General features: G+C 47.2%; 12 protein-coding genes. 4 read left to right on the top strand and 8 right to left on the bottom strand.

The window, feature by feature from the left end:
• Window positions 1–155: 155 nt before the first annotated feature.
• Window positions 156–1,028 (bottom strand): 6-carboxytetrahydropterin synthase, encoded by an 873-nt coding sequence (locus QUA47_RS23925; protein WP_333432595.1) that lies wholly within the window; start codon window positions 1,026–1,028, stop codon window positions 156–158.
• Between the two features lie 48 nt (window positions 1,029–1,076).
• Complete coding sequence (locus tag QUA47_RS23920) at window positions 1,077–1,400, bottom strand: hypothetical protein (protein WP_190738166.1); 324 nt, start codon at window positions 1,398–1,400, stop codon at window positions 1,077–1,079.
• Between the two features lie 79 nt (window positions 1,401–1,479).
• Here QUA47_RS23920 and QUA47_RS23915 point away from each other — a divergent pair, with 79 nt between their 5' ends.
• Both QUA47_RS23915 and QUA47_RS23910 read left to right on the top strand, forming a co-directional pair.
• Window positions 1,480–2,979 (top strand): cyclic nucleotide-binding domain-containing protein, encoded by a 1,500-nt coding sequence (locus QUA47_RS23915; RefSeq protein ID WP_333432594.1) that lies wholly within the window; start codon window positions 1,480–1,482, stop codon window positions 2,977–2,979.
• Complete coding sequence (locus tag QUA47_RS23910; protein ID WP_333432593.1) at window positions 2,969–3,130, top strand: hypothetical protein; 162 nt, start codon at window positions 2,969–2,971, stop codon at window positions 3,128–3,130. Before QUA47_RS23915 ends, QUA47_RS23910 begins: the two co-directional genes overlap by 11 nt.
• Here the strand turns inward: QUA47_RS23910 and QUA47_RS23905 are convergent.
• A complete protein-coding gene (locus QUA47_RS23905) occupies window positions 3,113–3,793 on the bottom strand; it encodes a J domain-containing protein (protein WP_333286113.1) in 681 nt (226 codons plus the stop codon). The two genes, QUA47_RS23910 and QUA47_RS23905, sit on opposite strands and share 18 nt — an antisense overlap.
• Window positions 3,794–4,551: 758 nt before the next feature.
• Between QUA47_RS23905 and QUA47_RS23900 the strand changes: the two genes are divergently transcribed.
• Entirely contained in the window at window positions 4,552–6,213 is a 1,662-nt protein-coding gene (locus tag QUA47_RS23900; RefSeq protein ID WP_333432592.1) for a glycerophosphodiester phosphodiesterase family protein, read from the top strand.
• A 92-nt stretch (window positions 6,214–6,305) separates the two neighbouring features.
• Here QUA47_RS23900 and cysK read toward each other — a convergent pair whose 3' ends face one another.
• The 5 genes from cysK to QUA47_RS23875 all read right to left on the bottom strand — a co-directional run bounded on the left by cysK (window position 6,306) and on the right by QUA47_RS23875 (window position 12,748).
• Window positions 6,306–7,268 carry a cysteine synthase A gene (gene cysK / locus QUA47_RS23895; RefSeq protein WP_333432591.1) on the bottom strand — a complete coding sequence of 321 codons (963 nt, stop codon included), beginning with the start codon at window positions 7,266–7,268 and terminating at the stop codon, window positions 6,306–6,308.
• 58 nt (window positions 7,269–7,326) lie between these two features.
• Window positions 7,327–7,767 (bottom strand): Rrf2 family transcriptional regulator, encoded by a 441-nt coding sequence (locus tag QUA47_RS23890; protein ID WP_242716025.1) that lies wholly within the window; start codon window positions 7,765–7,767, stop codon window positions 7,327–7,329.
• A gap of 393 nt (window positions 7,768–8,160) precedes the next feature.
• Window positions 8,161–10,365 carry an iron uptake porin gene (locus QUA47_RS23885; protein ID WP_333432590.1) on the bottom strand — a complete coding sequence of 735 codons (2,205 nt, stop codon included), beginning with the start codon at window positions 10,363–10,365 and terminating at the stop codon, window positions 8,161–8,163.
• 292 nt (window positions 10,366–10,657) lie between these two features.
• Entirely contained in the window at window positions 10,658–12,307 is a 1,650-nt protein-coding gene (locus QUA47_RS23880; protein WP_333432589.1) for an HD domain-containing phosphohydrolase, read from the bottom strand.
• Window positions 12,308–12,466: 159 nt separating this feature from the next.
• The gene (locus QUA47_RS23875) at window positions 12,467–12,748 is read right to left on the bottom strand and encodes a 4a-hydroxytetrahydrobiopterin dehydratase (protein WP_190736199.1); all 282 of its coding nucleotides are present in this window, start codon (window positions 12,746–12,748) and stop codon (window positions 12,467–12,469) included.
• A gap of 517 nt (window positions 12,749–13,265) precedes the next feature.
• On the opposite strand from QUA47_RS23875, the gene QUA47_RS23870 reads away from it, so the two are divergent.
• Window positions 13,266–13,439 carry a hypothetical protein gene (locus QUA47_RS23870; protein WP_333432588.1) on the top strand — a complete coding sequence of 58 codons (174 nt, stop codon included), beginning with the start codon at window positions 13,266–13,268 and terminating at the stop codon, window positions 13,437–13,439.
• Window positions 13,440–13,737 lie beyond the last annotated feature (298 nt).

Raw genomic sequence — 13,737 nt, 5'->3', positions numbered from 1 at the left:
GGCTGTGTAACTTTGATGAAAGAATATATTCTCGCACCTTATGCGGTTGGATAACTCTCGGAATCTATCATTAGGCTGGTAGGGGTGGCTTCACCAATCTGCACAATTAGCCAACTCTCCGGGTGAACCCGCCCCAGCCGACCCGATTTTTAACTCTAAACCCCAGCTAAAACCGCTTCCGGCTGCTGATGTTCAACCGCCACTTCTTCTAAATCAGCGCCGAAAATTTCACAGCTATTATTCGGACTTTCAATCAGCTTAATCTTGTGCAACTCTGCGCCCAATTCCCGAACGGGCGATCGCAACAATTGCCCGATCCGAACTGCAATATTCTCCGCAGTTGGCACAACGTTCTCAAAATAAGCAATATCCTTATTTAAAAAAGTGTGATCGAAAGGTTCAACAACATAATCGTCAACTGCTTTTTGCAAAGCTCCCAAATCAGCAATCATGCCAGTCCGCGCATCAATTTCCCCTTTAACAGTCACCTCTAAATGATAGTTGTGACCGTGACCGTTGGGACGAGCACATTTGCCGTAAATTTCCGAGTTTTCTTCAAAGCTCAAATCGGGACGAGCCAACCGATGGGCCGCACTAAAATGAGTGGACAAAGTTAGATAAGCTTCCATTCCGTTTCCTAAATATTCAGCCCAAAGTTCGGGATGTTCAAACAATTGAATTTTGCTCACAGGCAAATGAGGGGCTAGCCGCAGCCAAATTTGCCGTGCTATGTTTTCGGTAGTTGGCAGAGTCTGCTCAAATTCCGGCCACGCTTCGTTAAGGTACGAAAAATCGAGATGCTTGATAACTTCCCGCTTGATGACGTGCTTGACATCAGACAGGTTGAGCACCATGCCGTACTCGTCGAGTTCGCCTATCATGGAAACGTAAAGGACGTAATTGTGTCCGTGTCCCGGTGCGCGGGCAGTTGGGCCAAACCGCTCAAAGTTCTCGGCTTCGCTTAACTCCGGCAGCCAGTACCGGTGACTCGCCGAAAACTGTGCCCGACGATTGATGATGCACTGCATAAATGTCAAGTAGGGTAAGCTTGTTAAGTTCTGTAAAGGACTTACTTCTTAAGGATAAACTAATTTTTGCTGGAATTTTTCGATTATTTGAGGGTGCTGTAAATGAATTTCTACCAATTTTCCAAATATTGGCAACAAGTCGCTCGATCGCGCCGCAGGGCCCTTTTTACGCCACAACACAGATATCCGGCAGAAAATACCGCTACAAAACCGTTTTTCGCCACCAGTTACTAACCCATCAGTTACCAGCCTTTGAGAAAGTGCGTGAAGCGGATCTATCCCGTTCGCGAAGCGTTCCCGAAGGGTAGGGAATCGACCTTTTTTGCAACACAGGGCACTCCACCGTTCGAGTTTTTCGCCTAAGCTCTGCAATAGTTAGCAGTTTGCGGTTCAATTGCGCTCAAAACTAATCACCCATTATCAATCACCAATTACCCATTACCAAATATTAATGAATTGGATTACTGTACGAGCCGATCGCTTTTTTGAACATTTCTGGGGTGCGATGACAACCCCGCTATTCTATATCGGGGACACTCATCTGTCCATCAGTGCGATCGTCAAACTGATAATCTTAGCTATATTTGCCTTCATTATAGCTAAGATTATCAGTGAAGGAATCAAGCGCAGCCTGCTAGTTCGGATGGGATTGGATCGCGGCAGTCGAGAAGCAATTTCTACGATCATTAGCTATATTTTAGCCACTATTGGCTGTATATTCGTCCTGCAAGGTTCCGGCATCAACCTCACTTCTCTCACCGTCTTAGCTGGGGTTGTCGGCATTGGTTTCGGCTTCGGATTGCAAAATCTCGCCAGCAACTTTATCAGCGGTCTCACCCTGCTCTTCGAGCACCAAATTAGAGTCGGAGACTTTATTGAAATAGACAAGTTATTAGGAACAGTAGAAACAATTTCGATTCGCTCTACAATTATTAAAACAATTGACGGTCTATTTGTAATCATACCAAATATTAAGTTTGTCGAAACTAACATTATTAACTGGAGTTACAGAGACCCCCGATGTCGCCTCCACATCCCCGTGGGCGTTGCTTACGGATCTGACCCAGTAATAGTTACGGAAGCGCTGTTAATTGCGGCGCGGATGGAACCGAATGTCTTGTCCCATCCTTCTCCTAAAGTATGGTTTCACGGTTTTGGAGATAACGCTTTAAATTTTGAACTTTTAGTTTGGATTGACCAGCCGCAGGAAAGCGATGCTATTAAAAGCGCGGTAAATTTTTTAATAGATTACGAATTGCGCCACCGAAATATCGAAATTCCCTTTCCCCAGCGGGATTTGTGGCTGCGAAACCCGCAAGAGTTAACTCAACTTTTTCACAATAACAAAGACGATAATTCCAACGGAAAACTTTTTCCGCAGAATGCCAAACATTCAGCAGAGTTAAAATCTAATTCTACCGTTTCTGAACCTAAAAATTCAGCGCCTAAATCCCCCAATAATTGGACGCTGCGAGATTTGTTGCGGCGAGTAACTTATTTTGAACAGTGTACTGATTTAGAACTGCGGCAGTTAATTGAATACGGCTACCGACAACTGTTTCCAGCGGGACAGGTGGTATGTAAGGAAAATGACCCTGGCGATTCTTTTTATATTATTCTTTCAGGTACTGTAGAAGTTCTTTCTCAAAAAGCCGGTCAGTATATTGCTACGCTTCACGAGGGCGAGTTTTTTGGGGAAATATCTTTGCTGTTGGGTACTCCGAGAACGGCGACTGTTAAAACTAGCGAAGATGCAATTTTGTTTGTGGTGGAACGTCACGATTTGCAAAAACTTTTAAGAGAACAACCCAATTTAGCCGATCAGATTGCTCAAAAATTGTCGGAACGCCAGCAAGCTTTGAGAGATTTGGGATTGTTAGATGGCGACTCTCTGGAACAAACTCCTTTTATTAAAATTCGCAAGCGACTTCAAGTTCTTTTTGGAATTTGAAAGAGGGAAGAAGGAAGAAGGAAGAAGGAAGAGGGAAGAAGGAAGAGGGAAGAGGGAAGAGGGAAGAAGGAAGAAAGAAGAGGGAAGAGGGAAGAGGGAAGAAGGAAGAAGGAAGAGGGAACAATCTGCTTTTTTAACTTTTAATTTTTAATTCATCCTGCGCTTCCCGCCGCAGTCTAGCGGCAATTCTAAACAGTTCTTGACCGGTGTGCAAGTGGCGATCGTCATAATTGAGGGTAAATAGCTGCAATTCTTCTATTCCGTCTCCGACTTGATTGATGCTGTAGTAGAGATAGGCCGCAACTCCGGCTACATTAGATGGATTGGGCATCGATGTAAGAAAGTTATGAGCTTTTTTGAGATACTCGCGGCTGGTTTCGATATAAAGTTGAAACTTTTCTATCAGTTCGTCATCAAACGGATCTGCGGACAACTCGTCTATTTCCTTTTTAAGCGGCTTCAAGATGCTGTTGAGCATTTTATTGACGGGTTTGTATACTTTAATCAGCCACTGTTCCATTTGTTCGTCAGCGTCTCGTGCTGTTTGTGTTTGCTGGCGGCTGACGTTTGGTGCGACTGGTGATTGCTGTTCGGTTTGCTCGGAAAATTGGCGATCGTAAGATTGTCTGTGCTGGGCATCTCCTAATATTTCATAGGCTGCATTGAGGCGGACAATCTCTTCGTGATCGGCTTTGGAGCTGTGGCTGTCTGGATGAAATATTTTGACTAAACGGCGGTATGCTTGTTTAATCTCGGCTTGTGTTGCGGTTGGGCTAATCTTTAGGGTTTTGTAGTGATTGGTAACGGAAGACACGCTGTTATTTCCTTGAAATCTGGATAATCTGCCAAAAAGTCCTTGACAATAGTTTCATAATTTGTTAATATCATAGGTATTTACTTGATATAAAACCTTGATATAAAACAATGTCAAGTAGAACTAAAAAATATAAGTTTTAAAATTATAGCAGTCGCCCAATCGGTTGGGGATATTTCTTTTATGGTGAGCGCCGCTATCATCTCATCCAATTAGGAGAAATATCTTCACAGCAGCGCTCACCCTCTTGCTGTTACTATGTCAGTCCTGGACGCAAAGCTTCTATATATGGTGTAATAGGGGGAAATCCCCCGTGGCATTGGTGTTAACTTAACGTCAAACCTAGTATAGGTCTGCTGTTTGACGATTAGGACTTGCTCCCCCCGCCGCCCCCCGAATCGTTGCGGGGAGAGAAAAGTCTTCTCTTTCGTCCCGCTTCTTAAGGGAACCCGCTGCGGTCTAGGGATCCCCCAAGTATCGCGGTGCGGCGTGGATTTAGGGGGATCTAGACTCAGGTAAAAGCGATATTTATCAAGGGTTTTAGGCGATTGTTGACACCAATACCCCCGTGGCTGCCCCTATCTATAGGATAGTTGCGTAAGTCATATATGTATTAACCGCCACATCGTTTTTTGCCGTTGCATAACTAAAAATTAAGCAATAGATAGTAATGACTTAATCTTGCCGTGATACTTTTTTATTGACCTTAACAGAAATTCAAAGTAATTATCTTTGAGTCAATCAGGTAAATCAAAATCATGGCACTTAAACTGCAAATTATCCATGCTTCCAACCTTGAGGTCGAAGTTTCAGCGCTTGACAGCAACCTCAAAGATACCGATTTACCTCCATCTGAAGACAAGGAGACTCAGGATTTACTTGTTCGCACAGCTTCAGTGCTACAATCTGAGTCTTTTGTGCTGACAAACAGCGAGGACAATTTCACCGTTACTCCTGGCTCACTCAAGGGAATACTGGGGGGGATTTCGGCGCTAGGCGGTAACGACAATATTGTGGGAAGTGTTGATGCAGAGCAAATTAATGGGAATTATGGTAATGATTCACTCTCTGGTGTTGGCGGAAATGACACCATAATTGGCGGTCAAGGTAATGATATCTTGCTAGGCGGAGATGGGGAGGATTTTCTCAGTGGAGACAAAGGTTTAGATACTCTCACTGGCGGTGCCGGAAATGATACGTTTTTGTTGCGCCTCACTCAGGGTGCTAATATTATTACTGATTTTGGAGCGGGCGATCGCTTAACTTTGGGAGATCGACTTCAATTCTCGGATTTGTTGATTACTAGCACCGCGACAAATACAGCAATTAGCCTCCGAGACGGCACCTTGTTGGCAACGATAAATGGAGTACAAGCTATTAACCAAAACAATTTTGTTGAACTTCCCCGCCGCCCTTTAATTATCGGACATCGCGGCGCAAGTGGCTACCGCCCCGAACATACCCTAGCTGCCTACGAATTGGCGATCGAGATGGGCGCAGACTTTATTGAACCCGACTTAGTTTCCACTAAAGATGGAGTGTTAGTTGCCCGCCACGAAAATGAAATTTCGGGGACGACGGATATTGCCAAACGACCAGAATTTGCCGATCGCAAACGCAAAAAGACAATTGACGGTCAAGAAGTAGAAGGTTGGTTTACAGAAGATTTGACTTTAGCAGAAATAAAAAGTTTGCGGGCGCGAGAACGGTTGCCAGAGTTGCGGGGTACAGCATTTGAGGGTCAATTTCAGGTTCCTACACTTCAAGAAGTAATTGATTTAGCTAAGCGCAAAAGCGCCGAAAAAGGACGGACTGTTGGAATTTATCCAGAGACAAAACACCCGACTTATTTTAAGTCAGTTAATTTGCCTTTAGAGCAGCCGTTAGTGCAAGTGCTGTCTGCTAATGGATATACCAAACGCACAGATCCGGTGTTTATCCAATCCTTTGAAGTGGAGAATCTCAAAGAGTTAAATCGCTTGACAGACTTGTCGCTGGTGCAGTTAATGGATGACTTTGGAAAAAAACCTTATGATTTTGTAGTGAGTGGCGATCGCCGTACCTACCGCGATTTAATGACAACCCAAGGGTTGGCAGAAATCAAAACCTATGCGGACGGAATAGGGCCTTGGAAGCGGACAATAGTTGTGGAAGGTGCAGATAAGAAATTACAGCCCGCTAATAGTTTTATAACCGATGCTCACCAGGCTGGCTTATTAGTTCACCCTTACACTTTCCGCAATGAATCTCCTACTTTTTTGGCTTCCGAGTATGGCGGTAATCCAGCTTTGGAGTACGAACAATTTTACCGTTTAGGTGTAGACGGTTTGTTTACCGATTTTCCCGATACAGCTTTTAATGCAGCGACGCGGCTTTATCCTTTCTCAAGTGTAGACTCTCTAAGAGGCGTGAGTTTGTAGGCATTGGATTATAGCACTTGCCAAAAAGGAAAGCAGGGCGTACTTTTGTAACGCCCTGCTCTCAGTTTCTGCGACTTGGGCCGGAAACTGACCTAGTTGAGGGCCATAGCCAGATTGAGCTCTGGATCTTGGAACAAGGGAGTGCTCAGATAGCGTTCGCCGAAGCTAGGCTGAATCATCACAATCAATTTCCCTGCATTTTCGGGACGCTTGCCGACTTTCACCGCCGCACATAGTGCTGCACCGCTGGAAATACCGGACAAAATTCCTTCTTCTCTGGCCAAGCGCCGGCTGTAGGCGATCGACTCGTCATCCGTAACAACTATAATTTCGTCGATCGAAGTCACATTCAGCACCGGCGGCACAAAACCAGCACCGATACCTTGAATTTTGTGAGGCCCTGGCTTTCCGCCCGACAGTACCTGACTGTTAGCCGGCTCAACGGCGATCGCCTTAAACTCGGGTTTCCGCGACTTAATCACCTCTGCGACACCCGTAATCGTACCGCCCGTGCCGACTCCCGAAATCAGGAAATCCACCTCGCCGTCTGTATCTTCCCAAATTTCCTCAGCCGTTGTCGAACGGTGAACCTGCGGGTTCGCTGGATTCCGAAACTGCTGCAACATATACGCATTGGGAGTTGTGTCCACAATCTCTTGAGCGCGGCGGATGCAGCCGCTCATGCCCTCTATTCCGGGAGTCAGTTCTAGTTGGGCCCCGTAAGCTCGCAGCATCGATCGGCGTTCCGTGCTCATCGTATCAGGCATGGTCAAAATCAACTGGTAGCCCTTAGCCGCCGCCACCATTGCCAGAGCAATTCCGGTATTGCCAGAAGTCGGTTCCACTAAAACCGTTTTGCCTGGACTAATCAGCCCTTCTGCCTCGGCTTGATTGACCATACTGACACCGATGCGGTCTTTCACCGATGATGCCGGATTCATGCCTTCGAGTTTTACCACAATCCGAGCCAAGCAGCCTTCGGCTTGGGGAATGCGGTTGAGTTGCACCAGAGGCGTCCGCCCTACCAATTCTGTAATGTCGCCAGCAATACGCATAATCTTTGTCAGTTTGTGGTTGAAAGTAAATGTTAATTCCTAGTTGGCAATATTTTAACTAGATGTAATACATGATATCGAGCTGCCGTCGGCCATTGCGCTTTTCGCACAGATCCTGTAGCGTGTATTTTTGCAAAACTGAGTTGGCAATCGATCGAGCTTCTTGCCAAACTTCCCAAATCACCGCACTTTCTACAGTTTGAGCAGGCGAGTCTTTTTCAGATCGATCGAACTCTGAGCCTTCGAGACAGTTAATAATTTCTAGGAGTGTAATTTTCCACGGTTCCCTCGCCAAGATATAACCTCCCTTGGCTCCTCGCTGGCTGCGAATCAGCCCGCAGCGTCTCATAGTAGCCAACAACTGCTCTAAATATCGATCGGGAATATTTTGCTGAGCTGCTATCTGGCGAATTTGCAGAGGCTCGCCTTCTTCGTAGCAATCGGCAAGCTCCAGCAAAGCTAAGATTGCGTATTCGCTTTTACAGGAGAGTTCTACCATACTTGCTTCAAATATCTGAATTATCAACTCCGAAGTCAGATGTTAAAACTCTCCTCAATGTTGAGTTCCCAATTCTAACTCCTAACTTTACCTTTTATTATACCCCGGTTTTCCACTGAACTTAATCGACTTTCGTCACTTCATCCTTGGGACGATCGGCAATCTGAACCAAACAAACCCAGTTTCTCGTTTCGACTCCCTCCGGTTCCAACACGGTCTTATTTCAAGAAACGGGTTGTCTGCCTCTATGACTGATAATTTTTTATTTTTAATATATTCTTGGCGCCCCCTTCGTCCGGCAAACAAGAAAGCCCTGCAGCAGGCAGGGCTAAACTTGACCTCTAGAGTTGCCAGGAGACAGGGTATGACCCCCCTGCCTCTTCTAACCCGCTCTTAGAACGTGAAAGTAGTTCTCAGAGTACCAATGAGGATGTCATCATTATCCTCATCTTGATTAGGATTTTTCACCCAAATCACGCCCGGAGTAACAGAAATGTTGTCCGAAAGCTGAAACTTGTAGAACCCTTCGACGTGATACGAATCATCGTTGCGGAAGCTCCGCAAACTCCTGGAAGCTTCAAGTTTATCCAAGTAAGGCTCACGACCTACCACGAACCCTAGCAAGTTGCCTTCTTTCCCTAAATCAGGCAAAGCCAAGGTTACAGCGTAGTTCCAGATTCTCGCATCGCCGATGCCGATAATGCGGGCATTGGTTAAACCGGCCCAGCCACCAAGGATAAATCTCGGGCTCAGTCGCAACGAAGCCTGAGCGCCGTAGGAGTTGCTGACAACTTTGCGAGCCCGGAAGCCCCCAAAGCCTTCGCTCAAACCGTTGAGAGAATTAGCCACGCCGGTACCCGTGAAACCGCCGAGAGTGCCTGGCCCATTCGCTAAACCATTGTCAAACCCAAAGTTACCTCTGCCAAAGTAACCGTGGTTATAGTTGAAAGCAACTTGCAAGTTGCGTCCGGGGGTAAAAGTCAACTGACCCATCGCCGCGTAGTCGCCGTTCAACAAGCCTGCACCCCTAGCCGGACTGGCTGCATTTGACGCCAAATAGCCAAAGGACAAAGAAGTTGGGCCGAACACGCCGCCCAGCAAGCCCCTGCCGCCGAAGGCATAGTCAAACCCAATACCTGCGCCACCACCCAAGCGATAAATCGGGTTCCGCTGTCCAAAGGTACTCAATGACCCGTTGCCGCCGTCAAAGTCTTCAAAGTAAGGGTTGACAGTCGGCAGAATGTCGTCCCAAACGCCACCGTTGGCTACAAGGCTAACGTTCAGTCGCTGACCGACGGGGAACTTGTACAGCAATGTGTCGAGGGAAACAACGTTGTCGGTTCTGCCGACAAAATTCCAAGTTTGAGTGCCTTCGCTAGTAGCCCCAACGTTAAATCTTTGACCGTTGCCGACTTGAAGCCTGGTCAGCAGCAAGTCTCTGCCGGTGAAGCTCGTATTTAAATTGAGACGCACCCGATGTTGGAAGACAGCTTCGTTATTGTTGCTGCCGATTCTTTCGCCGTCTCTGCCAAAAACGCTAACGTTGCTACTAAAGTCATCGCTGAGAGCGAAAATCGCTTCCCCAGTCAGCTTGGTAGTAGTTGAGAATTGGTTGGCTTCGAGTTCAGATGTCCGAGCTTCCAAAGCATCGACGCGACCGCGCAGGGTTGCCAGTTCCGCTGCAAATTCTTCTTGGAGCCGTTGGAGGGCTGCCAAGTCATCTCTCGTAGCGAAGTTGCCCGTGCCGCCTCTAATTAGCTCGCTCACCTTGTCTAAGCAAGCATTTAAACCGGCTGCGAATTCGTAGCGAGTCATTGCGCGGTTGCCGCGGAAGGTGCCGTCGGGATAACCAGCAATACAGCCGTAGCGCTCGACTAGGGATTGCAGTGCTTGGAAGGCCCAGTCTGTGGGCCGCACGTCGGAAAGTTGAGATACTGAGGTAACTTGACCTTCAGTTTCGCCGCCGGCAGCACCTTCGCTGCTGTACTGGTTGAGCTGTTCTAATGTAGCGGCTGGGTTTTGCTCTTGTGGTGCTGCAGTTTGGGCTACAGATTCAGCCGGTTTTGGCAAACTTTGTTCTGCCGACTCTGCCACTGCCGGGGCTGGAGTTTCTAATTGAACTGCACCGATTTGCTCTGGGAGAGCGGTAGCTGCCGGGGCTGGAATTTCTAGTTGGGCTGCCGGGGCCGCATTTTCTACTGGTTGAGCGACGGTTGGCTCAACTGCGGCTAAAGATTCACTTGTAGGTTGTGATGCTGCCGCTTGGGGATTTGCCTCAGCAGGGGCTGTGTTGGCTCCGACGATCGCATTTTCAGTTGCAACCGTGGCCCAATCTGCAGTCGCTGCCTGAGTTTCGCTGCCTGCGGCGGCTTCGGAAATTTCTTCTACTGGCTCGGAGGCTGCAGTTGTTTCGGAAACAGCCGCTAAAGCATTTAGTTTCGCTTCGGAGGTTTCAGCGGTTTCAGCTTTTGCGACAGCGGGATTGAGCGCATCAGCAGCCTGCTGAGCGTCTGCTGCCATCGCGCTCGAAGAAACTACTAGGGTAGCTCCTAAGACTGCTGGGCTGATTAGTAAGTAACTCCACAAAAATTTCGACATATTCACTCTCATCCTCACACCGATTACAGAGAAACTTTTCTAGTCTTCTATGTGGTCAGTCGTTGCTCAACTAGCATACTCTAAAAAGAGACCTAAAATTCACTTTTTCTTTTGATTCTTTCGGGCTGACCGAGTATATAGATGTGACTGACGGCTGCAGAGAGCCTGTTTTTTTACCTGTACTCAACGGCGTCAAAACCCGACCACACTTGGGCTGTCGATTGATTTTACTGATGACACTTGATAGCGCCCGATCGCCTATTTACTTTTTAGCACAGCACGCCCGACTCGTCTAGGCTGATTCGACTTTAACACTCAAGCTGTGTCCGAGGACGCTAAAGACTTGGCGGTTATCGAACAGTTCTAACAAATCGGCGTTAATTTTGTTGTGAGCTGCTTCTTGCCGCAAAATTTTCATCGCTGCCTCTGTACGCAGGGCTCGCTTGTAGGGTCTATCGCCTGCGGTCAGGGCGTCGTAAATATCGGCGATCGTCATCAATTGCGCTTGAATTGGAATTTCTGACTTGTTTAGGCCTCGCGGATAGCCTGTGCCGTCGAGTTTTTCGTGATGTCCGTAGGCAATGTCTGGAACATTTTTCAAATCCTTTGTCCAAGGAATTTGTTTCAGAAACTCGTAAGTGTGAGTTACGTGAAATTCTATTGCCGATCGTTCTTCCTGCGTCAGGTTGCCCCTCGACACCATCAATTGCACGATCTCGTCTGGGTTGAGCAGGGGTTTCTTTGCCCCATCTATATCTCTGTAAGTTTGTCGAGAAATTTCTCGCAGTTGAGCTAGGGGTTCTGCTGCCAAAATGTGAGGCTCGTTTGCCTCTAGTAGCACTTCCCAGTATTCTGCTAATCTGGTTTTCGCCTCTGCTAGCTTAGTGTCTAGCTGTTCGATTTCCTGGCATTGAGCGCACTCTGGCTCCTGGCTCGGGTGTTTTCGGTAGGCTGAATGCTCCAGCAAGTATTTATATTTAGACTGCACGCATTCCATTTCCATCGTCCGTTGAGCTAAGCCAAAGCGGTGGCGAATGATTTCTAGCTGTGCGGGGTAGAGCTTTTTCTGTTTGGTCAAAACTGCTTCGGGCACTCCTATTTTGCCAAAATCGTGCAGCAGGGCGGCGTAGCGAAGTTCTTGAATTTGGCGGTTGTTAAAGTAAATAGAGCGCAGTTGTCCGCTGCTGACGGTGTTTACTTCTTCTGAAAGGCGTACTGTCAGGGCTGCTACTCGTTCTGAATGGCCGTAGGTACAGGGGTCTCTGGCTTCTATGACTTGCACCGAGGCTTTGACGAAGCCCTCGAACAAATTTTCTATGCTGTCTTGGAGTTGATTGCGCTCGATCGAGATTGCTGCTTGAGAAGCGAGCGATCGCACTATCCTTTCTTCCCACTCCGAATACTGCTGCGTCGATTCCCAGGCATTGTCTGCTGTCAGCACCGTCTCTGCCTTTGTTTTGCGGTTGATCAATTGCAGTACACCTATTGTCTCCCCCTGTCGGTTTTGCATCGGCAGTACCATTACCGAGCAGGTGCGGTAATTAATATCCCTGTCAAAACTGGTATCTAGTCGGTAGGGTACGCCCGAGGGTAAGTCGTAGGCATCAGACAGGTTTAAACTTTGACCTGTAATTGCCACGTATCCTGCCAAGCTTTTGTCTGTCAGGGGCAGAGCAAACTCTTTAAACGACAGGCTCGGTTTAGAAGCGTTTTGGGCTACCTTGAACAGCAGCTTAGGTGTTTCGTCGCTGTGATCTACTAAGTAAACGCTGCCAGCATCGCTGTAGGTAATTTCCCTACTTTTGGATAAAATTAAGTTTAACAAGTCGCCCAAATCTTGGGCGCTTGACAGAGCCGCGCCAATATCTAAAAGCTTTTCTATCAGATCGGTTTTTTCTGCTGCAGACTCGTTCTTGAACTCTGGCTTTTCAAATACGATCATGGTCGGATGATGGGGAATAGCCTTTTATACATTGAACGTTGGGCCTCTCGACTTTTTCACACCCGATTTTAACCCCAAGTCGATTTTTTATTTGCGAGCTTTCCGCGATCGGGGACTGTGGCTAGATCCAGGACTCTTGTCGGGTCAACTGGCACTCTTTTAATCGAGCGCAGAAATCTCTTGGGCTAGCGCAAAGTCTTTCTCAGTTAAGCCTCCGGCATCGTGGGTTGTCAAGTTAACTGTAACTTTGTTGTAGGAGATTTCTATGTCGGGGTGATGTCCTGCGGCTTCTGAGGGGGCGACCAACTTATTTACAAAGGCGATCGCTTCGATAAAATCTTTAAATAAACGGGTAGAGCGCAGTTGTTTACCTTCAATTGTCCAACCTGACAATTGACTGGCGCGCTCTTGAATTTCAGTATGGTTAATTAGCTCAGCCATAATTTTTTTTCTTTGGGATTAGCAATGGCAGATTAACTGCCCACCTGTAGAAACCCTGCCCAAAAACTATCCGCTCTCACCAATAGCGTTTAGCCTCAAGTTTTAATACTTAAGATTTAACACTATTTGAGGTGAGAGCGGTCTAGCGGGTCTTCAGATTAGAACCTGACTGCCGGGAGAATCCCTAGCTCAGCCTGGTTCCCCGTGGAAGTCGTTTCCCGTTGGAGACGACGGCTGACTGCTAGTGAGCGGCCCCGGCGCACAGCCGGTAGTTTCCAATCTGATGACCCATGCGTTTACTACTTTCTATCATGGGCATCACCTCCAGGTTTAGCTAAATGGCTTAATATTGGAACGCACATCACCTAAATACACGATTTAAGGTGATGATTTGTGCGCTAGCCATTGCCAGCGTTACCAGAAGAACTTGCGTTCTGAGTATCATTCTAGTATTCACAATTATTAGAATAACACAAGGAATTAGAAGTGGGGGGATACAAATTGAGATTTTTGTAAAATGATGGCAAATTACTGCTGCTGCAAGGTCTTCGATCGATCTCTACAGCAAGCGGGCGATCGCAGCTTCAGCCATTTGCCTATATTTTCTTCAGAATCGGGGCGGACTGTGTGGCTATCAGGTGCATGGCAACTGTGGCCTCCGGCAAAGGCAGCTCGATTGCTTGCCAGATAGGAGAGTTGACTCGATGTAAAGAGACGAGTGGTTCTAATCGCCGGCAGAGTTTGTTTTTGTACAAAATCAACTTTTTTAGGGCGCTAATTTGATCGCATCCTCGAAACAAAAAGCTCCTGCCTGGTGGCGGGAGCTTTTTAAGCATTAAGGGTAAAGCCTAAACTGCTTTATCTTACCCTTTTAAAATGTTGGGAATTTTGATATTTCGCGCTGATTACAGAGCGTTACCGCGAGGCAGAACTTCTTCAGGGAAGATGTAGTTTTCGTGAGGTTGGTCCGTAGGAGCCATCCAAGCACG

This window comes from Microcoleus sp. MON2_D5, from assembly GCF_036701905.1.
In the GTDB taxonomy this organism is placed as follows: domain Bacteria; phylum Cyanobacteriota; class Cyanobacteriia; order Cyanobacteriales; family Microcoleaceae; genus Microcoleus.
The sequence above is the reverse complement of the archived record's forward strand: the minus strand, read 5'-3'. Positions and strand labels throughout refer to the sequence as shown.

What these genes read in the sequence shown, in the direction of transcription:
- QUA47_RS23875 (WP_190736199.1), bottom strand. Translation starts at nt 12,748, where the DNA reads ATGGCTGAGCTAATTAACCATACTGAAATTCAAGAGCGCGCCAGTCAA.
- QUA47_RS23925 (WP_333432595.1), bottom strand. Translation starts at nt 1,028, where the DNA reads ATGCAGTGCATCATCAATCGTCGGGCACAGTTTTCGGCGAGTCACCGG.
- QUA47_RS23900 (WP_333432592.1), top strand. Translation starts at nt 4,552, where the DNA reads ATGGCACTTAAACTGCAAATTATCCATGCTTCCAACCTTGAGGTCGAA.
- cysK (WP_333432591.1), bottom strand. Translation starts at nt 7,268, where the DNA reads ATGCGTATTGCTGGCGACATTACAGAATTGGTAGGGCGGACGCCTCTG.
- QUA47_RS23880 (WP_333432589.1), bottom strand. Translation starts at nt 12,307, where the DNA reads ATGATCGTATTTGAAAAGCCAGAGTTCAAGAACGAGTCTGCAGCAGAA.
- QUA47_RS23890 (WP_242716025.1), bottom strand. Translation starts at nt 7,767, where the DNA reads ATGGTAGAACTCTCCTGTAAAAGCGAATACGCAATCTTAGCTTTGCTG.
- QUA47_RS23915 (WP_333432594.1), top strand. Translation starts at nt 1,480, where the DNA reads ATGAATTGGATTACTGTACGAGCCGATCGCTTTTTTGAACATTTCTGG.
- QUA47_RS23870 (WP_333432588.1), top strand. Translation starts at nt 13,266, where the DNA reads ATGATGGCAAATTACTGCTGCTGCAAGGTCTTCGATCGATCTCTACAG.
- QUA47_RS23885 (WP_333432590.1), bottom strand. Translation starts at nt 10,365, where the DNA reads ATGTCGAAATTTTTGTGGAGTTACTTACTAATCAGCCCAGCAGTCTTA.